General features: G+C 71.6%; 20 protein-coding genes. 5 read left to right on the top strand and 15 right to left on the bottom strand.

The features are described 5' to 3' along the window. Positions 1-94: 94 nt before the first annotated feature. The 4 genes from ABTW87_RS10725 to ABTW87_RS10710 all read right to left on the bottom strand — a co-directional run bounded on the left by ABTW87_RS10725 (position 95) and on the right by ABTW87_RS10710 (position 4,169). Positions 95-391 carry a helix-turn-helix domain-containing protein gene (locus ABTW87_RS10725; protein ID WP_350650580.1) on the bottom strand — a complete coding sequence of 99 codons (297 nt, stop codon included), beginning with the start codon at positions 389-391 and terminating at the stop codon, positions 95-97. After that, positions 379-639, bottom strand: coding sequence for a type II toxin-antitoxin system RelE/ParE family toxin (locus ABTW87_RS10720; RefSeq protein WP_350650733.1), 261 nt, complete (start codon positions 637-639; stop codon positions 379-381). The genes ABTW87_RS10725 and ABTW87_RS10720 overlap by 13 nt, the downstream gene beginning before the upstream one ends. Before the next feature lie 195 nt (positions 640-834). Beyond that, positions 835-2,982 (bottom strand): MMPL family transporter, encoded by a 2,148-nt coding sequence (locus ABTW87_RS10715; RefSeq protein WP_350650579.1) that lies wholly within the window; start codon positions 2,980-2,982, stop codon positions 835-837. A 137-nt stretch (positions 2,983-3,119) separates the two neighbouring features. Continuing rightward, a complete protein-coding gene (locus tag ABTW87_RS10710; protein ID WP_350650578.1) occupies positions 3,120-4,169 on the bottom strand; it encodes an ArsR/SmtB family transcription factor in 1,050 nt (349 codons plus the stop codon). Between the two features lie 163 nt (positions 4,170-4,332). On the opposite strand from ABTW87_RS10710, the gene ABTW87_RS10705 reads away from it, so the two are divergent. Further along, positions 4,333-5,325 (top strand): MBL fold metallo-hydrolase, encoded by a 993-nt coding sequence (locus ABTW87_RS10705; RefSeq protein ID WP_350650577.1) that lies wholly within the window; start codon positions 4,333-4,335, stop codon positions 5,323-5,325. An 8-nt stretch (positions 5,326-5,333) separates the two neighbouring features. Here ABTW87_RS10705 and ABTW87_RS10700 read toward each other — a convergent pair whose 3' ends face one another. From ABTW87_RS10700 to ABTW87_RS10675, 6 genes are all read right to left on the bottom strand, one after another. Continuing rightward, complete coding sequence (locus ABTW87_RS10700; RefSeq protein WP_350650576.1) at positions 5,334-6,152, bottom strand: hypothetical protein; 819 nt, start codon at positions 6,150-6,152, stop codon at positions 5,334-5,336. Next, positions 6,149-7,147, bottom strand: a complete 999-nt coding sequence (locus ABTW87_RS10695; protein WP_350650575.1) for a winged helix-turn-helix transcriptional regulator — start codon at positions 7,145-7,147, stop codon at positions 6,149-6,151. The genes ABTW87_RS10700 and ABTW87_RS10695 overlap by 4 nt, the downstream gene beginning before the upstream one ends. A gap of 140 nt (positions 7,148-7,287) precedes the next feature. Then, positions 7,288-7,698: a hypothetical protein gene (locus ABTW87_RS10690; protein WP_350650574.1), complete on the bottom strand. Its 411-nt coding sequence runs from the start codon at positions 7,696-7,698 to the stop codon at positions 7,288-7,290. 20 nt (positions 7,699-7,718) lie between these two features. Beyond that, positions 7,719-8,516, bottom strand: a complete 798-nt coding sequence (locus ABTW87_RS10685) for a DUF726 domain-containing protein (RefSeq protein ID WP_350650573.1) — start codon at positions 8,514-8,516, stop codon at positions 7,719-7,721. After that, the gene (locus ABTW87_RS10680; protein ID WP_350650572.1) at positions 8,516-9,757 is read right to left on the bottom strand and encodes a hypothetical protein; all 1,242 of its coding nucleotides are present in this window, start codon (positions 9,755-9,757) and stop codon (positions 8,516-8,518) included. Before ABTW87_RS10680 ends, ABTW87_RS10685 begins: the two co-directional genes overlap by 1 nt. Positions 9,758-9,994: 237 nt before the next feature. Continuing rightward, positions 9,995-12,022: a hypothetical protein gene (locus ABTW87_RS10675; protein ID WP_350650571.1), complete on the bottom strand. Its 2,028-nt coding sequence runs from the start codon at positions 12,020-12,022 to the stop codon at positions 9,995-9,997. Between the two features lie 98 nt (positions 12,023-12,120). On the opposite strand from ABTW87_RS10675, the gene ABTW87_RS10670 reads away from it, so the two are divergent. Then, positions 12,121-13,110, top strand: a complete 990-nt coding sequence (locus ABTW87_RS10670) for a phosphotransferase family protein (RefSeq protein ID WP_350650570.1) — start codon at positions 12,121-12,123, stop codon at positions 13,108-13,110. Between the two features lie 9 nt (positions 13,111-13,119). Here the strand turns inward: ABTW87_RS10670 and ABTW87_RS10665 are convergent, their stop codons facing one another. Beyond that, on the bottom strand, positions 13,120-13,764 hold the full coding sequence (locus tag ABTW87_RS10665; protein WP_350650569.1) for a response regulator: 645 nt from the start codon (positions 13,762-13,764) through the stop codon (positions 13,120-13,122). Then, the gene (locus ABTW87_RS10660; RefSeq protein ID WP_502891564.1) at positions 13,716-15,029 is read right to left on the bottom strand and encodes a sensor histidine kinase; all 1,314 of its coding nucleotides are present in this window, start codon (positions 15,027-15,029) and stop codon (positions 13,716-13,718) included. Before ABTW87_RS10660 ends, ABTW87_RS10665 begins: the two co-directional genes overlap by 49 nt. A gap of 101 nt (positions 15,030-15,130) precedes the next feature. Here ABTW87_RS10660 and ABTW87_RS10655 point away from each other — a divergent pair, with 101 nt between their 5' ends. Next, positions 15,131-17,245 carry an MMPL family transporter gene (locus ABTW87_RS10655; protein ID WP_350650567.1) on the top strand — a complete coding sequence of 705 codons (2,115 nt, stop codon included), beginning with the start codon at positions 15,131-15,133 and terminating at the stop codon, positions 17,243-17,245. Between the two features lie 121 nt (positions 17,246-17,366). On the opposite strand, the gene ABTW87_RS10650 is transcribed toward ABTW87_RS10655, so the two are convergent. After that, a complete protein-coding gene (locus ABTW87_RS10650) occupies positions 17,367-18,038 on the bottom strand; it encodes a DUF998 domain-containing protein (RefSeq protein ID WP_350650566.1) in 672 nt (223 codons plus the stop codon). A 143-nt stretch (positions 18,039-18,181) separates the two neighbouring features. Here ABTW87_RS10650 and ABTW87_RS10645 point away from each other — a divergent pair, with 143 nt between their 5' ends. After that, positions 18,182-18,655 (top strand): hypothetical protein, encoded by a 474-nt coding sequence (locus tag ABTW87_RS10645; RefSeq protein ID WP_350650565.1) that lies wholly within the window; start codon positions 18,182-18,184, stop codon positions 18,653-18,655. 71 nt (positions 18,656-18,726) lie between these two features. On the opposite strand, the gene ABTW87_RS10640 is transcribed toward ABTW87_RS10645, so the two are convergent. Beyond that, the gene (locus tag ABTW87_RS10640; RefSeq protein WP_350650564.1) at positions 18,727-19,095 is read right to left on the bottom strand and encodes a YciI family protein; all 369 of its coding nucleotides are present in this window, start codon (positions 19,093-19,095) and stop codon (positions 18,727-18,729) included. Positions 19,096-19,178: 83 nt separating this feature from the next. Next, positions 19,179-20,435, bottom strand: coding sequence for an RNA polymerase sigma factor (locus ABTW87_RS10635; RefSeq protein ID WP_350650563.1), 1,257 nt, complete (start codon positions 20,433-20,435; stop codon positions 19,179-19,181). A 69-nt stretch (positions 20,436-20,504) separates the two neighbouring features. On the opposite strand from ABTW87_RS10635, the gene ABTW87_RS10630 reads away from it, so the two are divergent. Next, positions 20,505-21,176, top strand: coding sequence for a hypothetical protein (locus ABTW87_RS10630; protein ID WP_350650562.1), 672 nt, complete (start codon positions 20,505-20,507; stop codon positions 21,174-21,176). Positions 21,177-21,278 lie beyond the last annotated feature (102 nt).

Here is a 21,278-nt window from a genome sequence, read left to right as displayed (position 1 = left end):
TCCCTACCCGGTGCTGCCAGCTCGATAGACCGCAGTCGGAAGTAAGCTGGCCTCCGTTACTGCCGACATGTGCGCCTGATCAGGCGGCATCGGCCTACGGGGCAAACTTCACGTCCAGCTTCCGGTCCAGCGCACGAGCGAGCCGTTCGAGAACAGCCAAGGTCGGGACAGTGCCACCGACTTCGAAGCGGGCAACCGCCGACTGCGTCATGCCCGAGGCCAGTGCCAGCTGACTCTGGCTCCAGCCATTGCGCTCCCGCAGGTGTCGCACCTCCTGGCCGAGCTCGAAGGCGAGGCGTGCCGCCTCGTATGCCTCAGCCACACCGGGCTCGGCCATCCGGCGTTCCCGCAGGTCATTCCAGTCAACCCGATCAGCCATCACTCTGCCCACTCGACCACGGTATGCCGTTCCGCCACGCAACGCTCGAACGCCCGGCGAGCCCGCTCGACCTCTCGGTCCTCCCGCATCCGGGTCTTCCGGAACACCGTCAGAAGGATGCTCCTTCGGTCGGAGGCTATCCAGTAGGTCAGGCGCACCGCGTCACGATCCAGGTAGAACCGCAGCTCTCGCAGCTTGCCATCGAGCTGCCTGGTGTACGGCTCGCCGAGCAACACGCCTTGGCTTGCCAGCAGATCGATATAGAACGCGGCTCTTGAGCCTCAACAGTGGCGACTGCCCTACGCCCACCCGCCGTACCCGCAGCAGCAGCCGCAAGGCCCCGGCGGCACAGTGCCCTCCTGAGTGCTTCACCTCGGGGATGCGCTCAGCGGTTGTCGAGCCGTTCGGAGGCCGACCGGCGGCGCCCCATGGCGGGGGAAGCTCTCACCCGCCCGCTACGACTGGGCCACGCTCGCCGGCTCCGGCGGGGTTCGCGGCGCCCGCCGCTCGTCCCCGTGCCCCGGCCACCACGCCTTGTGCCCGATCAACGCCGTCAATGCCGGCACGAAGAACATCGACATGACGAACGCCGACAGCACGATCCCGATCGCCACCGCGAACCCCATCTGCTGCAGGAACGAGATCGGCGCGAGCATCAGCACCGCGAACGTCCCAGCCAGGATCAAACCCGCTGCCGCAACAGTGGGCCCGGCATGTTCGACGCCGATGGCGGCGGCAGCCCGCGGCTCATTCCCCTCCCGCGCCTCCTCGCGTAGTCGGGCGATCATCAGGATGTTGTAGTCGGTCCCGATCGCCACCACGAAGAGGTAGAGGATGATCGGCAGCTGGAAGGTCACACCGGGCTGATCCTGCACCCCTTGGAAGAGGTAGACCGTCGCACCAAGAGTCGCGGCGAAGTTCAGCAGCACCGCGATCACCAGGTAGATCGGCGCGACCAGGCTGCGCAGCAGCAGCGCGAGAATGAGCGCGATCAGACCGGCCGCCACCGGCAGGATCACCGACAGGTCCCGGTTGTTCGCCGAGTTGATGTCGGCGAAGATCGCGGTGGTCCCGCCGACCAGGGCCCGGGTGCCGGGTGGGGCGGCCGCGTGCAGGGCGTCGCGCAGGTCCTCGCGGACGAGTGTGATCGCCTCGTTGGAGACCGGGTTCTCGTTGAGCAGCAGGCTGACCCGGGCGACGCTCGGGTCGGTGCCGCGCTCCGGTGGCTGTGCCTGGCCGACGCCCGGCGCGTTCGCCGCGGCCGCCGCGAACTCGTTGACCTGCTGGTCGGTGAGCGGTGTCCCGTTGTCGGTGGTCAGGTAGACCTCGGTGGGGGCCAGCGCCCCGGCGGCGAACCCGCGCTGCAGGTCCGCCGCGGCTCGCGCCGACTCGGTGTCCTGCGGGAAGCCGGCGCTGAAGTCGTAGTCGGCCTTGTAGCCGAGCACGCCGGCGGCGAGCGCGACGAGCAGGGCGCCGGAGGCCGCCGCGACCAGGGCCGGCCGGCGTCCGATGGCGGTCCCGAGCCGGTGCGCCACGGTGGCCTTGGGGGGACGCTGCCACGCCTTGGACGGCCAGAAGACGAAGCGGCCGAGCAGCGAGACGAGCGCCGGGATGAGCGTGAGCGAGGTGATCAGCATGACGCCTACGCCGATCGCGAGCGCCGGGCCGAGGGAGCCGAAGAAGCCCAGCGAGGCGAGGAGTAGCACGAGGAACGCGACGATGACCACTCCGGCGGCGGACGTGATGACCTCGCCGACCCGCTGGACGGAGACGACCATCGCGGTGCGCTTGTCGTCACCGGCTCGCAGCCGCTCGCGGTAGCGGAAGAGCAGGAACAGGATGTAGTCGGTGCCGATGCCGAACAGCACGATCAGCAGGATCGTCTGCAGGTCCTGGCTGACGTTCAGGTCGAAGGCCTTGCCCGCGGCGGCGACGAGCCCGGTGGTGACGCTCATGACCACGCTGATCACCACGATGGGCAGCAGCGCGGCGATCGGGCTGCGGAAGATGATCAGGATCAGCCCGATGATCAGGATGATGGTGGCGATGCCGACCACGGAGAAGGCCTCGTTGAAGGTGTCCTCGTTGTCGACGAAGCTCGCCACGTCGCCGGCCACGCCCGCGGTCAGACCGCTGCCCTGAAGCTCCGGGCCGATGGCGGCCCGCATGTCGCGTACGGCGTCGAGCAGCGCCGGGTCGTCCGGGGCGGGGGCGTCGAGCCCGACGTTGATCACCTGCACGGACCGGTCCGGCGCGACGGCCTGCGGGCCGGTCAGGTAGCCGGACGTGTGCGGGATGTTCTCGGCCTTGAGCGACTCGGCGAGCTGGCCCACCTTCGCCTGGTCCGCCGGTGTGAGCGGCTGCCCGTCGGCGCGTTTGACCACGATGATCGCCGTCGCGGTGGCCGCCTGCGGGAACGCCTGCTGGCCGAGCTCGGTGGCCTGCACGGACTCGTAGGAGCTGGGCAGGAAGCTCTCCTGATCGGCGGAGGTGATGTCGCCCAGCGACGGCGCGGTGAAGATGATGGCGAGCGCCGCGAGCAGCCAGCCGCCGATCACCCACCAAGCCCTGCGCACGACGAATCTGCCCAGCCGCTCGAACATGGAATCCCCCGTCTGTTCGCCCCAACCGATGAGGCCCCCTGGGCGGTCGCTCGTCACCCTGCTGGGCGGCGATCACTACCCGCTGTGCAGCGTACCGTCGATCGCCAATCCTTTTCGGACGTCGGCGGCGACACCGATCACGCCGGTTGGTTCGGGTCCCTGGTGGCGCGCAGTGCCCGCAACAACTCGGCCGCCGACCGCGTCCGCTCGTACCGCACCTCATGCCGGTCCCGCCGGGACACCACGAGCCCGGCCCGCCGCAGCCGGCCCAGGTGGTACGACACGGTGGCCGGGCTGATCCCGTGCCGCACCGCCAGTTCGGTGGTCGTCAGCGGCGTACCCAGATCGGTCAGCAGCGCCGCCCGGCGTGCGCCGAGCACGCCGGTCTCCTCCCCGACCGCCGAGGGCTGAGACCACACTTGGCCCCGCCCGCGCGCCGGGTAGCCGACCATGACCAGGCCGGGCGCGCCCAGGTACACCGCTGGGCGGGGCAGGAACGCCGACGGGGCGAGGATGAGCCCCTGCGCCGCGTCGAGGGACAGCTCGGCCGCCGAGTCGAGCGTCAGCCGCTCGCCGTCCCAGGCCAACCGGGGGTCGAGGGTACGGACGATGTCGGCGAGCCCGGTCCGGGTGGCCACCGTGGCGCGGTGCCGGATGTCCTCGTCCAGCACCCGGTGCAGGGTCGGCCACAGGTCGGCCTGCGTATGCCGCCAGAAGCGGGCGAGCTGGTCGACGACGCGGGTGAGCAGCGCCGCCTCGCCTCGCCGGGTGAGAACCTGGGCGACCGTGGCCGGCAGCGGCGGCCGGGGGTCGCGTCCGGCCGGGCTGCGCTCCAGCAGGCCCGGCGGGGGTGGGCCGATCCGGTACGCCAGCCGCAGCTGCCGGTGGACGTCCTCGGCGGTGGTCTCCGCCACGGCCGCGAGTTCCTCGTCGAGCGTCGGCTCGTACCTGCCGGGCAGCGGGGACAGGAAGTCGGGGATGTACCCGTCGGCGGCGTTGACCAGCTCGAACAGCACGTCGACCGAGCCCGGGTCGAGGGTGCGCCGGCTGTGGGTCACCCAGCTGCGCGCGTACGGCGCGCGCTCGGGGTGGGCGAGCACCTCCAGGGCGTTGGTGACCTCGGTCAGTCGCGACAGCGCGAACCGGGACCGGACGAGCCGGTCCGCGTCGACGTGCAGCCTCAGCACACCCCCAACATTAGAAGCCTTTCGAATGCCTGGCACTCACCGCTGATCTCCTGACAACTTCGGGGAAGATGTCCCCTCCCGCCGCGGCGAGGCGACATCTTCCCCGAAGTTGCACCGCGCCGGCCCAGACAGGCCGGCGTACACCTCGACGAAGGAGATCTCCGTGTCGTACCCGCAAGGATCGGTCAGCCGGCGGACGCTGCTGCTCGGCGCGGCGGCCGTGGGCGGCGGCGCTCTCGCCGCCGGGGGCGCCGCCCGGCCGGCGCAGGCCACGGTCGCGCACGCCGAGCCCCCGGCCCGCCGCCCGGCCGTCCGTTCGGTCGGCTGTTTCGACGTCCTCGCGCTGCGCGACGCCGCCGGCCCGTTCTTCCTCAGCTACGACGACGCCTTCTCCGGGGCGTCGGAGCGGGACTGGGCGGTGGCGCGGCGCATCGACCCGGCCGCGTTCGGGCCGGACCGGACGTGGCACCTGGAATTCCGCTGCTACGCCATCCGCCGCCCCGGCGACCGGTACACGCTTGTGGACACCGGTGTCGGGCCGGAGGGCAGCCCGGCGTCGGCGTGGGCGCCGGTGCCCGGCGCGCTGCCGCAGTTGCTGGATCGCAACGGGATCGACGTGCGGCAGGTGGACACGGTGGTGCTGACGCACCTGCACGAGGACCACGCCGGCTGGGCGGTCACGGCGCAGGGCGTGCCGATGTTCCCCAACGCGCGGTACGTGGTGCAGCAGCGCGAACTCGACGCGCTGGAGGCCGGCGGCAGCGAGATGCTGGGGTACGTGGTGCGGCCGCTGGAGGCGGCGGGGCAACTGCACCCGGTGGACGGCGCGGTGGTGCTCACCGGCGACACCGGGCCGGCCGGCCGGCGTACCCCGGCGGGCCGCCGCGGGGACCGGATCCGGGTGGTGCCCACGCCCGGCCACACCCCGGGGCACCAGTCGGTGCTGGTGGAGGGTGGCCGCAACGACCAGGTGGTGGTGACCGGCGACGTGCTCGTCCACGCCGTTCAGCTCGCCGACCCGGACGTCGCCTACCGGTACGAGGCGGACCAGGACCTGGCCCGGCTGACCCGCCGCGGCCTGCTCGATGCCGCCCGCCGCGAGCACGCGGTGCTCGCCACCGCGCACCTCAACCGCCCCTTCGTCGAACTCGACTGAGCCAGCGACTACCCGACCGGGACCACCTGACGGACCAGGGCCTGCATCCGCGTACGGTCCGCCGGGTTGGTGGACATCTGCTTGAGGCCGGCCGCGGCGGGCGTGCCGAAGAAGCGGTGGAGTACGTCTGCGGCCTGGCGACCGGTGACGCTGACCGGCCAGTCAGCGGCTCGCAGCCCGGCGGCGTACGCCGCGTGGATGAGCCGCCACAGGTCGACCGCGTCCTTCGCGGCGAATCGTCCGCGGTAGGCGAGCGCCTTCAGGCAGAGCGCGGACGTCACGTCGGGGAGCGCGAGGCGCAGGCGCAGGCCCTCACCGCTGGTGAGTCGGACATGGACGTCCAGCAACTCGGCGGGCCGGTGCAGGGCGAACACAAGGCCCGGCACCTCGTCGACCACCAGATCACCGTGGCGCTGGTTGGGCACCAACGCACCCTGATACGACGGCGCGAGGATGTCGATCACCAGACTCAGTCGACCGTCTGGATCATCCGCGTCGCGGGTGAATCGGTTGGCTGCCTCCCGGGACCGGTAGCCGCGCTCGATGAGAGCGGCCGGGAGGCGAGGGTCGGCGATGACGGTGGGCAACGCGGCGAAGTCGGCGTCAGCGGTCTCGCGCAGCGGCACCTGCGCGGAGACGCCGTGCAGCGCCACGAGCAGGGTGACCATGTGCCCACCGACGATCCGGTAGTCCAGGTCGAGGGAGGTGGTGATCTGCGACAGGTCCGCAAGCGTCAGAAAACCGGCGTCGGCGGCCCGGCTGGTGGACGTGACGAAGACAGGTCGAGGCTCGGCCGGGACCGGACTCGTCGGTATCGGCTCGGTCATGCGGCGTGTCCCCGGTCCCGGTGACGGCGGCGCAGAACCTCCCACACCCTCTGCGCCGCCTCCTCGCTGTCGGAGCCCGGCGAACGCCGCACGTCCCAGATGACCTGAAGCGGGTCGGCAAGGGGAAGTCCGGTCGTCGCGGTCACCTCCATGCCGGCGGGCCGCCACAGACCGGGGTCTCGCGGCACGGTGAATTCGAGCGTCGCCTCCTCCTCACCAGCGGGCACGAAGCCGGCAGCCGCCAGGTCCACTCCGGTGCGGGCGTAGAGGACGGCCCGGGTCGGGGCACGCCAGGGAGCGATGACGTCGGCCGCTACGTCGCCGGAAACCACGACGCTGGGAGGGGCGGCCGCGACGACCGTCCGGGCCTGCTCGACGGCGGGTGCCAAGCCGTACCAGTACGTGCTGATTCCGCCCGGCCCCGGATAGGTCGCCAGCCACCACCGGATCGCCGCATCGATGTCCCGGACCGTCCACCCGCTCGACGTACGCCACACGACTTCTTCATCGGCAAGCGCACGCAGGGCCTGGGACACGCGGGGCTGGGAGACGCCGACCAGGGCCGCCAGTTCCCGCTGGGTGATGTCCGGACGCTGGATCATCCGACGAATCAGGGTGAAGGTTCCCCACGGAACCGGACCGGTCCTGGCGGAGCGCTTAGCCGCTTCCACCGGAGGGTGAAGCGGGATTCGCTCGCTGTCGATGCGCAGCACACCCGTGATCCGCTGCCCGTCCTCGGCCAACCAGGACCAGCCCGCCGCCTCGACCGCCTTCTGGACGCCGGGCGTAGCCGTCGGAACGATGACCAGACAAGGTTCTGAATGGCGGCTGATCAGAGCAGCGATGTCACGGGGCCTCAGCGGGGTTGGTGAGGCGACGACAGTCAGCGTGTCCCGGGCTTCGCCGTACGTCAGCTCCACGCGATCGGCGCCGCGCGGGATGAGCGCGACACCGACTTCGGTCAGGGCCTGCCAAGCAGTCGTCGATATAAGCATTACCCGGCCTCCTTGGATAATACTTATACACCCTGTTGGCCGGACTCCTCGGCGAACAGGGCGGCGGGGCGACACCGTTCAAGCAGTTCGCCGGCCTTCCGCTGATCACACTGGCGGGCCAGGTCGCTCTTTGGCGGACGCTACGGCGATCCGCCGTTGCCCAACGGGATGTCTCCCTCGCTCGTACGCAACCGGTCAAGGTCGTCGACGAGGCGGTCCAGGAGTTCCTCCCGTTTTGGACCTTTCACGGCCCGCGCGAGGTTCAACCTGTCCAGCAGCGACTGGTACGCGTCTCGCCGCCTTCGGTGGTAGCGCCACCGCTCGCCGAAGTTGAGAGCACGCTCGAGACCGATCAGGAAGGCGGCGAAACCGGTGAGGGCACGGGGTAGCCAGCTCAGACTGCCCGACCAGGTGACGGCAGTGGCTGAGATCGTGGCCGCGAGGGCTAGCACCGTCCCACCGTTGAACAACACCGAGTCGAGCCGGGGGTCGTGCTGCTGGATGCACGACCGGATCGACTCTTCGAGCGGGGCGAGGTCGTCTGTCGTCATGGATGGCTCCGAACTCCGTATCATCCAGGAACGTCCCAGCCGGGTACCGGCCAGTCACGAAGGGTCCATGAGTCGGGTGCCCGGCCTGTTGGCGGGGCGGTTAACACCTCCGACACCAGAGCAGCGGACTCCTCGGATCTCCAGTAGCTGTGGTCGCTGACCCGGGTTCTCCGAGCCAGCCAGTCCCGAGCTTCCCGTGGCTCACCGTGCAGGCCTACCGCCTCGCTGGCCCGTCGGAACAGCCGGGCAAACCGCTGGCCGGGTCGGAAGACCGACCGCAGTACGCGATCTTCAGGGCAGAAGCCCACCGCCTCGCGTCCAGCCAACGGCACCCGGTGGAACTCGCCGGGCCACGTCATGTCATCCACCGCGATCGCGGCCCCGAGCAGGACGAACGCCTGCAGGGGCTGTCGCTCCGGCAGCAATTCCCGAGCAGCGTTCACCGCCACGAGCGCGCCGAGCGAATGCCCTATAAGGATCACCCGATCGTTGCGCGGCCCGAGGTAACTGGCCAGGATTCGCCCCACATTGGCGGCGCGTTCGGTCACCGCCGGGTACGCCAGTTTGGACATCGTCCGGTTTCGCCACAAGTCGCTGGGCCACAGGAACAACCCCACCTGTAGCTGAGCCGGCACGTGCAGAGTGCGCCGCAGGACTCTCCACTGCTCTAGAGCGTATGCACGGTCCACATTGTGCCCATGGATAAATATCAACCAGGGCCTGGCATGGTCCGGGCGCACCTCCTCTTGGACGGCTAAGCGGGTCCTACCGCCGCGCGCTTGCCACCTGGTGGTCAAAACGAACGATGCATCTGTCATCAGAACTGCGCCCGCCGTTCAACCACCCGGGTCAGATCCCGAGCCACCCAGGAGATTGGACCGCCGACAACCATGCCGAGCAGCGCCGCCATCAGGACGGCAGACACCGCCGAGGTGGTGACAGCGGCGGCGAGGGCGGCGACGGCACCGGCGAAGGTAGCCGACAGCAGCCGCAGCCGGGAACGCCAACGGGCGAGCGCCTCGACCTGAAAGAGGTCCATCCGCCGCTCGACCAGCTCGTCGAGAGTTCGGTCCCGATCGTCCTGGACTCGTTCCCTCCAGTCGGCCTGCAAATCAGCCTCGTCGATGGCGGTCGAGCCTTCGTCGTATTCGGCACCGGAGTCGTCACGCTCCTCCGGGAAGCGTCCCACCACGGGGTCGTCGCCGGTGACCGTCCGTAACACGCGCACCATAATCCAGGTCGGCAGACCGGGATCCTGGCGTACGGTCAACACCAGGTCACGATGCGCGGCAGCAATCTGCGCCGTCAGTTGCGGGATGGTGCTGTCGTACGACCATCGCGCCGACAGTACTAGTGACACCGACTCGGTCCAACGACGAGACGGAGGATCCCAGGGGCCAGCCAGGATCTCCGCGTAGTGCCGCAGCAGGACGTGGCGGGTCTCGTGCAGGTCCCGTCCGAAGACCCGCGTCACCTCCGTCTCGTTGAAGTTGGCACGCAGCGGCGACAGACGCTTGGCGAACTCGACCCCCGCGAACGCGACCAGGCCGGACGCGGCGGCGAGCAGGAGCAGCTGGGTCACGGCCTGTGCTGTTCCCTCGACACCCTCGGCCGTCGTCAACCGACCCACTCCGTCGACCACCGCGTAGCCCAGCGCCCCAGCGGTGGCAACCATGACCGCCCCCACCAGCGTGGTGCGTGACGGCGCCATTTTCGGCCGGTCACCAGGCCGTGCGCTCGAACGGCGAAGCCAGTGCGTCAGGTCGACCACGACAAGCACGAGGCTCGCCAGCGCAAACATGATGCTCTCGACGACACCGACTGAATCCGGCCACGACCACTGCTCGTGGCGCACCACCGCCACTGTCAGTGTGCCGAACAGGCCGAGCGACAGCAGCAAGAGGAGGCTCTGTCCGATCCGCCAGAACAACGCCAGCCCGCGCAGGCCTCTGGGCGGCAGCTCCCGGCTGATCCGACGAAACGCCAGCAGCGCACCACCGAGGGCGGCTACGCCGGCAACAAGGGAACCCGCGATCTGCACGTACAGCAGGATGGCCACCACCCCCAGTCGAATCGCTTAGCCGAGGGTGAGCGGCCCTCGCGGCTCCGCGCACACTATCGAGGCGGGTCCCGCCGGCGGGACCCCCAGACCGTAGTGAAGACCTGTCGGCTAGCCGACAATTGTTCATCCAATATGGATCAAGGGTCGACCGAGCCGGCGGTCGGTCAGCCCGGCGCTTGCGCTCGCGGGTCCGCTGTCGGACAGTGACCTGATGTCCTGGTTGCGCCGCCGTCGCTACTCCGTGCCGGGTGTGTCGCCGAGCAGCTCCCACCAAGGCTGGGACGAGTACAACGGCTCTCGACTGGCGGACCGACCGCCAGTCGCCGCGGCGCTGGACCGGGCGCCACGGCAGTTCGTCGACCTCGTCTTCTCGCCGGGCGACCCGGACCTGGCGCTCAGCCGCGAGGAGTTCCTGGCGGGCGTCACGGTGGGCACCAACGACGGGGTCTCCTGGGCGGTGAGTCTGGCCGAGGAGCTGATGGCCGTGGTCGACACGGGCCCCGACGTGGTCGACGACGATCTCGTCCTGGCGGCACTGGCCGGGCGCCCCGAGGTGACGGAGGCGCAGCACCAGGATCGCGAGGTGTTCGAGGTGACTCTGGCCAGCGCCCTGCGGGCCGACGAGATGCTCGCCCTGGCCGTGGACGCACTCTCCGCCGCACACCGGCAGCTCGCCCGCCGGCTGCGCACCGAGTTGGCCGGCTGACGACGCCGGCCGGGGAACCGCCGTGGCGGTTCCCCGGCCGGTGCTCTCACGCGGCGGGTATGGATGGTGAACGGGATGCCCTCTTCCCGCAGACACTGCAGCAGGTAGTCCTGCACCCCAAGCGAGTCACCGGGCCCGTACGGCAGGAAGTGCCAGACGACGTCCGCGAACAGCCCGGACCGCCTGAGGTAGCCGTCCTTGCGGCACTGCTTCAAGGTGTCTTCCCTGCTGTAGTTCGGCATTCCGGTCTTGACCTCGTGGGCGACGTCAAGACCGTCCGGCCGCTCCTCGATGTAGTCCGGGTGGCGCTTGCCCAGCGGGGTCTCGGTCACCGTGTCCGGCGGGCGGGCCCCGAACTTCCCTTCCGACCTGAGGAACGAGGCGAACCAGTTCTCCCCGGCGGTGGCACCGGGCAGCCAGGGCGCGGCCGCACCGGCTCGGTGCAGCGGATCGGAGAGCGCGTCCGCGAGCCGGGGAAGGCTCGTCCGCGCCCCCTTCGCGAGGCGGATGATCGCCGCTTCGCTCAGGCCGGCGTCGGTCAGCTTGCCGTAGTTGCCGAGCAGGATCAGCCGGATGGTCTCGCGCTTGACCGAGTCGGGGATCTTGTCGTACCTGGCGACGAACCGGATCACCGGGTCGAGTCGGTGCAGGTATCGGAGCACGAACTTGGCGGCCTTGCCCGGAATGGCGACCGCGTCGCCGACGTACGGGACGAGGCCGATGATGCTCAGCCCGGCACCGACCCAGTCGCCGTGGATGACCCCGGCGATCGTGTCGCGGATGTCGGCGATTCCACCGAGGACCCAGCCGACCACCGGGATGAGGCTCAGGCCGCCGGAGCAGAGGTATCCGGACAGCCACGCCATCGAGTCGCGGGGTGCGAAATCGCCGGCGAAGAGGCCGAGCAGGAAGTCACTGACGTACGTCCACTTGCTGACCCGCTCGTCGGGGATGGCCGGGTCGAGGCCCTGGTCCACGATGTGGGCGAGCTCGTAGTCGTCCCGCAGACCGTCGCCGTCGGTGTCCGCGGCGATCGGGTTGATCAGGTACTGGTCGACCTCGGCGCCGTCGGAGAGGCCGTCACCGTCGGAGTCCGGGTTGGCGGGGTCGCTGCCGTGCTCCTCCTCGAAGATGTCGGCCAACCCGTCGCCGTCGACGTCGGTGAGGGTGGGGTTGGTCTCGATCGGTGGGGCCTCGCCGGGCAGCGGCGGGGCGCGCAGCTGGTCGGCGACCAGCGGATTCGTGCCCCGGGCCAGCTCGGCCCCGTCGTTGAGCCCGTCGCCGTCGGTGTCCGGGTTGGTGGGCGAGGTCCCCAGGTCCTGTTCCTGGAGGTTGGTCAAACCGTCGTTGTCGACGTCCTCCGCGCCGTCGGCGATCGAGCCCTGGTCGCTGTCGGGCGTGTTGGGCCGGGTCCAGCCGACCAGTTCGGTGATCTCGAACTTGTCGGTCAGCCCGTCGCCGTCGGAGTCGACAAGCAGCGGGCTGGAGCCGAAGCGCAGCTCCACCACGTCGACCACGCCGTCGGAGTCGTGGTCACCCTCGTACGTGATGCCCAACCTCGCCAGGACATTGAAGCCGTTCGCAGCTCCGACCTGCCCGCCGCCGCACGTACGGATGTTGTGGAAGCCTTCCCACGGGTGCGATGCTCCCCGGCGTGCGGAGCATCACCAAGCGCGACCTGTCCCGGGACGACCTCGACGGCCTGCTGCGGCAGGCCCTGGGCGCGGGGATCGAACTGCGCGACGTCGTCGAGTACACCGACGGCTGGTTCAACGCCACGTACGGCGTGACCCTCGCCGACGGGCGCGAGCTGGTGGTGAAGGTGGCGCCCCCGCCGGAGCTGCCGCTGCTGCGGTACGAGGTCGAGCTGATGCGTACCGAGGTCGAGTTCTACCGGCGGGCCGCCGGGGCCGGGTTGCCGCTGCCCGCGCTGCGCGCCGCGGACGTCGACGCCGGCTACCTCATCGTGGACCGGCTGCGCGGCGAGTCGTTGAACACCGCGAAGGAGGCGATGAGCCCGGCGCAGCTGGTGGCGGTACGCCACGAGATCGGCGGCTGGGCGGCCCGGCTGAACGCGGTGACCGGGGAGCTGTTCGGCTACCCGCGCCGGGACGGGCGTACCCGCTCGGCGAGCTGGCGGACCTCCTTCCTGGCCATCATCGACGACATCCTCGCCGACGCCGTCGCGTACGACCGCCGGCTGCCGGCGCCCGCGGAGACGATCGGCCGGCTCATCCACCGCCACGCCGACCTGCTCGACGAGGTGACCCGCCCGGCGCTCGTCCACTTCGACCTGTGGGATGGCAACATCTTCGTCCGGCCGGACGGGAACGGCTTCGCCATCGACGGGTTCATCGACGGCGAGCGCGCCTTCTACGGCGATCCGATCGCCGAGCTGGTCTCGCTTGCGAACTTCGTCGACCCCACGGAAGTGCCCGGCCTGCTCCCCGGCTACCTGGGCCGGGACGACCTGACCGACGCCGAACGGGACCGCCTGCGCCTCTACCAGATCTACCTGGACCTGATCCTGCTCACCGAGGACGCGACCCGCTGCTACCCGGACGAGGAGTACGAGCCGGTGCGCCAACAGGCAACCGCGCACCTGGACGCCGCGCTGGCCTGCCTCGCCTCGCCGCGCCGGTGAGAGACCGGCTCACCCGTTCAGGTACGCGAGCACGGCCAGCACCCGCCGGTTGTCGTCGTCCGACGGCGGCATCCCCAGCTTGCTGAAGATGTTGTTGATGTGCTTGCTGACCGCCTTCTCGGTCACGTACAGCCGCCCGGCGATCGCCGCGTTCGACCGCCCCTCGGCCATCAGCCCCAGCACCTCGCGCTCCCGCGCGGTCAGCTCCCCCAGCCGGTCGGCGCCGGCGTTCCGCGCCAGCAGCTGCGACACCACGTCCGGGTCCATCACCATCCCGCCGTCGGCGACCCGCCGTACCGCGTCGACGAACTGCCCGACGTTCGACACCCGATCCTTGAGCAGGTAACCCACTCCCCCGCCGCGATCGGCGAGCAGTTCCCGCGCGTACAGCTGCTCGACGTGCTGCGACAGCACGAGGATCGGCAGGCCGGGCAGCTCCCGGCGGGCGGCGAGCGCCGCCTGCAGGCCCTCGTCGGTGAAGGTGGGGGGCAGGCGTACGTCGAGGACGGCCACGTCGGGCCGGTGCCGGGTCAGCGCCGGCAGCACCGACGGGCCGTCGGCGACCGCCTCGACGACCTGGTACCCGTACGCGTCGAGGATGCGGGTCAGCCCGTCCCGGAGGAGGGCGAGATCCTCCGCGATGACAACTCGCACGGCAGCTCCATGGTCACGACGGTCGGTCCGCCGGGCGGACTCGTGACGGTCATCGTGCCATCGAAGGCGGCCAGCCGGCGGCGCACACCCACCAGGCCGCTGCCGGCGTCGAACGAGGCGCCGCCGCGCCCGTCGTCACCGACCTCCACGCGCAGCGCGCCGTCCCGGTGCGACAGGCCCACCCGGGCCCGCGACGCTCCACTGTGCTTCGCCACGTTGGCCAGCAACTCGGCGACCGCGAAGTACGCCGCCGACTCCACCGCCGCCGGCGGGCTGCCGGGCAGGTCCACGTCGACCTCGACCGGCGGGGTGACGGTGAGGGCGAGGGCCTGCACCGCGCCGTCCAGGCCGCGCTCGGCGAGCACCGGCGGGTAGATCCCGCGTACGAGGTTGCGCAGCTCGGCCAGGGCGTGGCCGCTGTTCTCCTGCGCCTCGGACAGCAGCCGCTGCGCGGCCGCCGGGTCCCGGGCCAGCAGTTCCTCGGCCAGGCCGATGCTCATCCGCAGCGCCACGAGCCGGGCCTGCGCGCCGTCGTGCAGGTCGCGTTCGATCCGGCGCAGCTCGGCGGCCTGCGTGTCGATGGTGTCGGCGCGGGTGGCGGCCAGGTGCCGTACCCGCAGCGCCAGCTCCTGCGCCCGCGTCGGGGCGAGGAAGAAGCCGGCGAAGCGGAAGTGCAGCCACACCAGCCACGGCGCGACGGCCAGCCCGCCGCCGAGGATCAGCCAGCCCTGCGGGATGGACAGCCACGCCTGCACAAAGTTGTCCATCGGCCAGAAGACGCCGTAGCCGTACCAGTCGGTGATGACGTGGAGCAGCACCGGCACCAGCAGGACACCTTCGAGGCCGTACGCCGGCAGCGCGAACGCCAGCAGGCACGCCCCGCCGGTGACCGCGCCGGGGACCAGCCAGGCGAAGTCCCGCCAGGTGGCCGGGTCGCCGACCACCCAGCGGAACCGCCGCCAGGTGCCGAGCGGGGCGCCGGCCGGCGCCGGCTGGTACGGCGACGCGATCGGCGCCCGACTTGACCGGCTGAGCCGGCGTTGCAACGTCAGCGCCCAACGCACGAGCACGGTCACCGCCGGGAAGAGCGCGAACCCGATCCCGAACACGGGGATCAGCGCCAGCGACACCACCGACAGCGCGAACAGCACCAGGTTGGTGCCCAGGCAGAGCAGCGCCACGGCCAGGCCCTGCCCGGCGGCGACCACGCCGGGCCGCACCAGGCGCCACACCACGGCACGTACGGAGCTGTCCACGGCGCTCATTCTGCGCCACGCCCGCCGCCGGAATCGGTGGTGCTACCACCACCGCCGGACGGGACCTGGCACTCCTGTCTCCGGCCCGGCCCGCTCGAAGGATCGGAGGCATGACCACGACCAAGAGAACCGTGCTGGCGCCGGGCCGCCGCAGCAAGTACGCGCTGCTCGTCTTCTGGCTAGTCCTGATGGCGGCGGCCGGGCCGCTCGCCGTCAAGCTGACCGAGGTGCAGGACAACGACGCGCTCGGCGCGCTGCCCGCGACCGCCGAGGCCAAGCGCGCCGCGCAGCGGGCGGAGGAGGCGTTCCCGGACTCGGCGAAGCCGCTCGCCATCGCCGTCTACGTCCGTGACAGCGGGCTCACCGCCGCCGACCGCGGCAGGGTCGAGGCGGACCGCGCGGCCTTCCAGGCGTACGCGGACGGCGGTCAGGTGCCCCCGCCGGTGCCCAGCGAGGACGGGCAGGCGCTGTTGCTCTCCTTCCCGGTCGCCGGGGACGCCGACCAGCGCGCCGACGCGGTCGCGGCGATCAAGGAACGGCTGGAGAACCCGCCGGCCGGCCTGCGGACGGCGCTGACCGGGCCGGCCGGCGCCGAGGACGACGTCTTCGAGGCGTTCGAGGGGATGGACGGCGCGCTGCTGCTGGCGACCGCGGGCACCGTCGCGCTGCTGCTGCTCATCACGTACCGCAGCCCGGTGCTGTGGTTGATCCCGCTGATCACGGTCGCGCTGGCCAACCAGCTCGCCGGCGCCGTGGTGTACCTGCTCGCGAAGCACGCCGGCCTGGCCGTGGACTTCCAGAGCCAGAGCATCCTGACCGTGCTGGTGTTCGGTGTCGGCGTGGACTACGCGCTGCTGCTCGTCGCCCGGTACCGGGAGGAGCTGCGCCGGCACCGGGACCGGCACGCGGCGATGGCGGTCGCGCTGCGCCGGTCGTACGGTGCGATCGCCGCCTCCGCGGCCACCGTCGCGCTGGGCCTGCTCTGCCTGCTCGCCGCGGACCTGCCGTCCACCCGCGGTCTCGGCCCGGTCGGCGCGGTCGGCATCGCCGCCGCGTTCCTCGCCATGACCACGCTGCTGCCGGCCGTTCTGGTCATCTTCGGGCGGTGGCTGTTCTGGCCGTTCGTGCCCCGATACTCGCCGGACGCCGTCCACCTCGACGTGGCGGCCGAGCACGGGGTGTGGCGGCGGATCGCCGGATTCGTCGGGCGGCGGCCCCGCCCGGTGTGGATCGGTACGGCGGCGGCCCTGGTCGCCCTGAGCTTCGGCATCGGCAACCTCAGCATCGGCCTGCCCGGGGAGGAGACCTTCACCACCGAGGTCGGCTCGATCACCGGCCAGCGGATGATCGAGGCGCACTACGCCAACGGTACGGTCGCCCCGGCCGAGATCCTGGCCGCCGCCGGCACCGCCGACCAGGTGGCGGCCGTCGCGCGTACCGTGCCGGGGGTGGCCGAGGTCGGCGCGCCGGAAGCGTCGCCGGACGGCCGCTGGGTGCGGGTGCCAGCGGTCCTGGCCGACACGCCGGACAGCGACGCGGCGCTGGCCGCCGTCGAGCGGCTCCGCGCCGCGGTGCACGCGGTGCCGGACGCGCAGGCCCTCGTCGGCGGCGACACCGCGTACCTGATCGACGAGGAGCGGACCGTCGACCGCGACAACCGGACGGTGGTGCCGCTGGTCCTGGCGGTCGTCTTCGTCATCCTGGTGCTGCTGCTGCGGGCGCTTGTCGCGCCGCTGCTCCTGCTGGCCAGCGTGGTCCTGTCGTACCTGGCCGCGATGGGCGCGGCCGGGCTGATCCTCGAGGCGACGGGTCACCCGAAGCTGTTCGTCGGGATCCCGCTGCAGACGTTCCTGTTCCTGGTCGCCCTCGGCGTGGACTACACGATCTTTCTCGTCACCCGGGCGCGCGAGGAGGCGGCGCGGATCGGGCACCGGCCCGGCGTGCTGCACGCGCTGACCGTCACCGGCGGGGTGATCACCAGCGCGGGCGTGGTGCTGGCCGCCACGTTCGGCGCGCTCAGCGTGCTGCCGCTGGTGCCGTCGGTGCAGACTGCGGTGATCATCAGTGTCGGGGTGCTGCTCGACACGTTCCTCGTGCGCAGCCTGCTCGTCCCGGCGCTGGCGCTGGATCTCGGTCGCCGTACCTGGTGGCCGGGCACCCTGGCCCGCCGAACGTTCCGGCCGCTCGCCGCCGCGCCCGTCGAGCGGGTGACTGTGGGGTCGTAGGCCGACGGCGGGCCCTCTCGTCGCGAGCGGAATGTCGGTGGCGGGCGCCTGTGGAGCTGCCCCCATCGACGGGGCACCGGTCAGGCGGCGTCAGCCGGAGGCCAGAAACGCACGTCGAGCTTCAGGTCGAAGGCTCGGGCCGGGATTGCGTTGAGGACCGCTGTGCGCGGATGTGGGCGGACACGGCGGTGAGCCAGCCGAAGACGAGGGCCGAGCCGACGGCCAGCCGGATGCTGATGCTGCCCTGGTCCGGCCAGGCCATCACCACCACGGTCGCCAGCGCCACCAGCAGCGAGAACACCGTCCAGCGGCGGCCGAGGCGGGACCCGAGGACCAGGCACGCGACGGTCAACGACCCGAAGCACAGCATCGCCCCGACGCCGTGGCCGACGGAGTGCCAACTCATCGTGTCGGGCGAGCCTTCCGGGGCACCGGCCGGCCAGCCCATGCTCGGGTCGGCCGTCAACACGCCGGCCACGATCAGGCCGACGCCGGCGACGGCGACGAGCGCCGGACCCCACGCCCCGGCCGGGCGACCCCGCAGGGCCCGCCGCAGCCCGGCGGCTCCGGCGAGGGTCAGCAGGCCGGAGAGTACGAAGTTGGCGATCTGGATCCAGCCGTGCTCACCGAGAGCGAGCAGGCTGAGCGGTTGCCGGCTGAGATCGAAGCCGTCCCGGGTGAACACCTGGGCGAAGGACAGGCCCAGGAAGACCGGGCCAGCGGCCATTCCGGCGGCGAGCAGAGTGGTCGTCGGGACAGCGGTCCCGGTGCGCGTCAGCGTCGTACTGGTCATCTCGATCTCCTCGTCGGTGGTCTCTCACTGACGCGTCGATCGGGCCGACCCGGATCCGACATCCCCGCCCAAGATTCTTCCGGGTGCTTGTGCGGCCGTGCCATGCTGCCCTCCGACACCCCTCAGCGGATCGAGGTACGAGCGTGGAACAGTCCAGGAGCCGGCCGACGCTCGGCATCGTGCTCATCGGATCCGGTGTTCTCGGGCTGCTGGTCGGTACGGCCGGCGACTCCATCCCCATCGTCGTCGCCGGCTGCCTCGCGCTCGTACTGGGCGTCGCGTTCGTCGGCGTCAGCCGGCAGGGCCCCGGCGGAACCACACCCACCGAGGTCGACCCGGCGGGCCGCGAGCGGTTCGAGCCGCCGATCTTCACGGCGTCCCTGCGGGGGTACGACATGGTGCGGGTGGACGGGTTGATCAGGCGGTGCGACGAGGCGCTGGCCTCCGGCGAGGTGCCGCGCATCGAGCAGGCCAAGGCGGAACTGGACCGCGAGCGGGTCGCCCTGCCCATCGCGCTGCGCGGATATGCCCTCACTCAGGTCGACGAGTACCTGGAGCGGCTCTCGGCCCTACTCGGGCACCGGCTCCACGAAGGCGACGTGACCGAGGCCGGCTGACCCCTCCGCGGTCCGCCGCCGTGTCCCCGTGACCGGGGTGCGGGCGACCGCCGCCCGCACCCCCGACCTGATCAGGCCCCCGGGAACTCGAAGACCCGGCGGACGTCCACCTCGACGTAGACGCCGTCCTCGATGAAGAGGTTGGTGAACCGCCGGCCCCACTCCATCGCCTCGTCCTTGTCCCGCACCTCCAGGATCGCGAACCCCGCGATCAGTTCCTTGGTCTCGGTGAACGGCCCGTCGGTGACCGTCACCCGGCCCTTGTCGGCGGTGATGCGGCCGGACTCCTTGCTGCTCTTCTCCAGGCCCTCACCGGCGAGGAAGACGCCGGCCTTGGTCGCCTCCTCCATGAAGGCGCCCATCTTCTCGATGAACTCCGGGCTCGGGTCGAAGGCGCGGGGCTCGTTCTCGTCCAGCTTGTGCGTCAGCATGTAGCGCATCTCAGGATCCTTCCAGGTAGGGCGGCCCGGCTCGGGCCTTCACTGACGCGTCGACCGGCCCGCGCCGGATCCGACATCCCCGCTCAAGATTTTTTCGAGCCGCACTCGGCGGCGCGGGACAGCAGCAGCGTCCGTTCCCGGGCGTTGCCGGCGAGCGCCGCGGCGCGTTCGAACTCGCGCCGGGCCTCGTCGTGCCGGCCGAGCCTGGCGAGCAGGTCACCGAGCACGCTGGGCAGCAGGTGGTACGTCGCCAGCGCGGGCTCGTCGGCAAGCGCCCGGGCCACCTCCAGGCCCGCGGCGGGTCCGTCGGCCTGCGCGACGGCGACGGCCCGGTTCAGCTCCACCACGGGTGAGGGCACGAGCCGGGCCAGCTCCGCGTAGAGGGCGGCGATCCGCGCCCAGTCCGTCTCCTCCGGGGTACGCGCCCGCGCGTGGCACGCCGCGATCTCGGCCTGGACCGCGTACGGGCCGGGGTGGTCGGTGCGGGCCCGGTCGAGGGCGGCCAGCCCGCGACGGATGAGCAGCTGGTCCCAGCGGGTGCGGTCCTGGTCGTTGAGGAGGATCGGCTCGCCAGCGGGGCCGGTGCGGGCGTGGACGCGGGACGCCTGGATCTCCAGCAGCGCGGCGAGGCCGTGCACCTCGGGCTCGTCGGGCATCAGCCCCTGCAGCTGGCGCACCAGGCGCAGCGCCTCCTGGACGAGAGTGGGCCGCATCCAGTCGTCGCCGGCGGTGGCCGCGTACCCCTCGTTGAAGATCAGGTAGACGACCTCCAGCACCGAGCCGAGGCGCTCGGCGCGCTCGGCCGCGCCGGGCACCTCGAACGGCACCCGGGCCTCGGCGAGCGCCGCCTTGGCCCGGGTGATCCGCTGGCCGACGGTGGACTCGGTGGTGAGGAACGCGCGGGCGATCTCGGCCGTGGTGAGGCCGCCGACGAGCCGCAGCGTGAGCGCGGCCCGGGCGATCGGCGTGAGCACCGGGTGGCAGGCCACGAAGATCAACCGGAGCAGGTCGTCCTCGATCCGCTCCTCGACGGCGGCGTCGAAGTCGACAGTGACCCGCTCGTCCAGGTCCCGGCCGAGCTGGGCCAGGACCCGCTCGCCGGTCTGCCGGCGGCGCACCGCGTCGACGGCCCGCCGCTTGCCGACCGTGGTGAGCCAGGCCCCCGGATTGGCCGGCACGCCGTCCCGCGGCCACGACTCCAGCGCCGCGACAAGCGCGTCCTGCGCCAACTCCTCGGCCTGGCCGACGTCACGGACGATCGCGGCGATGCCGGCGACCACCCGCCCGGCCTCCATCCGCCACACCGCCTCGACGGTGCGCCGTACCTCTGTCTCCTCCACGGGCACCATGACCTTAAGTTTCCCTTAGCGAACATGCTGGCTGAGCAGGAAGATCAGTATGTTGCCCGGATGCGACACCTGGGAACTGTGCTCGCCGCAGCCGTCGTGGGACCGATCTCGTGGGTCCTGTTCGCCGCCGGCCAGGACCGGGCGGTGCGGGAGTTCGCGGACGCGCCCGACGGCGGCGTACCTGCCACCAACGACCTCGTCCGACCTGTGCTGGTGCTGGTGGCCGCCGGGATCCTGCTCGGGCTCATCGCCACGCTGCGGTTCTCCCCGTTGGGCGCGCTGCTCGCCGGCTCGGCCTATTCGGCCAGTTACCTGCTTCTGCTGGTCAGCCCCGACGTGGTGACGACCCTGCTCGACCACACCGTGACCCTGGGCGGCTACCAGGTCGACCTGATGACCCCGGTGCGGACGGGAACGAGCCTGTTGGTGGGCTCGCTGATGATCGTCGCGGTCGGCAGTGTCCACCGGTGGCGGCGCTGGCCGCAACCGGCCGCCGAAGAGCCCCCCGCGCTGACCCCGGACGACATCCTCCCGGCCAGCAAGCAGACCGGCCGGCCGGTCGGCGTGGACGGTCTCGGCCTCGGCCGGCCGGGCGGCACACCGGAGCCGGACCCGGTTCCGGCCGCCGGGTCGAGCTGGGCCGGCCGCTCCGACTGGGCCGGTCCCGGGTCCGGCGAACCCGGTGCCAGGTCCCGGGTGTCGTCGGACTGGATGCGCCAACCCTCCCCGTAGGCGCGTCGGAGCCGGGGGTGGGGGGGGGGGGGGGCCCCCCCCCCCCCCCGGGGGGGGGCCCCCCCCCCCCCGCGGGGCGCGCGGGCGAGAATCCGCGCGGCG

It is taken from the genome of Micromonospora sp. NPDC126480 (assembly GCF_040302465.1).
Classification (GTDB): domain Bacteria; phylum Actinomycetota; class Actinomycetes; order Mycobacteriales; family Micromonosporaceae; genus Micromonospora.
The sequence above is the reverse complement of the archived record's forward strand: the minus strand, read 5'-3'. Positions and strand labels throughout refer to the sequence as shown.

Bases quoted from the DNA above. Each gene is read 5' to 3' on its own strand.
- ABTW87_RS10715 (WP_350650579.1), bottom strand. From the start codon at position 2,982: ATGTTCGAGCGGCTGGGCAGATTCGTCGTGCGCAGGGCTTGGTGGGTG.
- ABTW87_RS10700 (WP_350650576.1), bottom strand. From the start codon at position 6,152: ATGACCGAGCCGATACCGACGAGTCCGGTCCCGGCCGAGCCTCGACCT.
- ABTW87_RS10695 (WP_350650575.1), bottom strand. From the start codon at position 7,147: ATGCTTATATCGACGACTGCTTGGCAGGCCCTGACCGAAGTCGGTGTC.
- ABTW87_RS10690 (WP_350650574.1), bottom strand. From the start codon at position 7,698: ATGACGACAGACGACCTCGCCCCGCTCGAAGAGTCGATCCGGTCGTGC.
- ABTW87_RS10685 (WP_350650573.1), bottom strand. From the start codon at position 8,516: ATGACAGATGCATCGTTCGTTTTGACCACCAGGTGGCAAGCGCGCGGC.
- ABTW87_RS10660 (WP_502891564.1), bottom strand. From the start codon at position 15,029: ATGAGCGCCGTGGACAGCTCCGTACGTGCCGTGGTGTGGCGCCTGGTG.
- ABTW87_RS10655 (WP_350650567.1), top strand. From the start codon at position 15,131: ATGACCACGACCAAGAGAACCGTGCTGGCGCCGGGCCGCCGCAGCAAG.
- ABTW87_RS10650 (WP_350650566.1), bottom strand. From the start codon at position 18,038: ATGACCAGTACGACGCTGACGCGCACCGGGACCGCTGTCCCGACGACC.
- ABTW87_RS10640 (WP_350650564.1), bottom strand. From the start codon at position 19,095: ATGCGCTACATGCTGACGCACAAGCTGGACGAGAACGAGCCCCGCGCC.
- ABTW87_RS10630 (WP_350650562.1), top strand. From the start codon at position 20,505: ATGCGACACCTGGGAACTGTGCTCGCCGCAGCCGTCGTGGGACCGATC.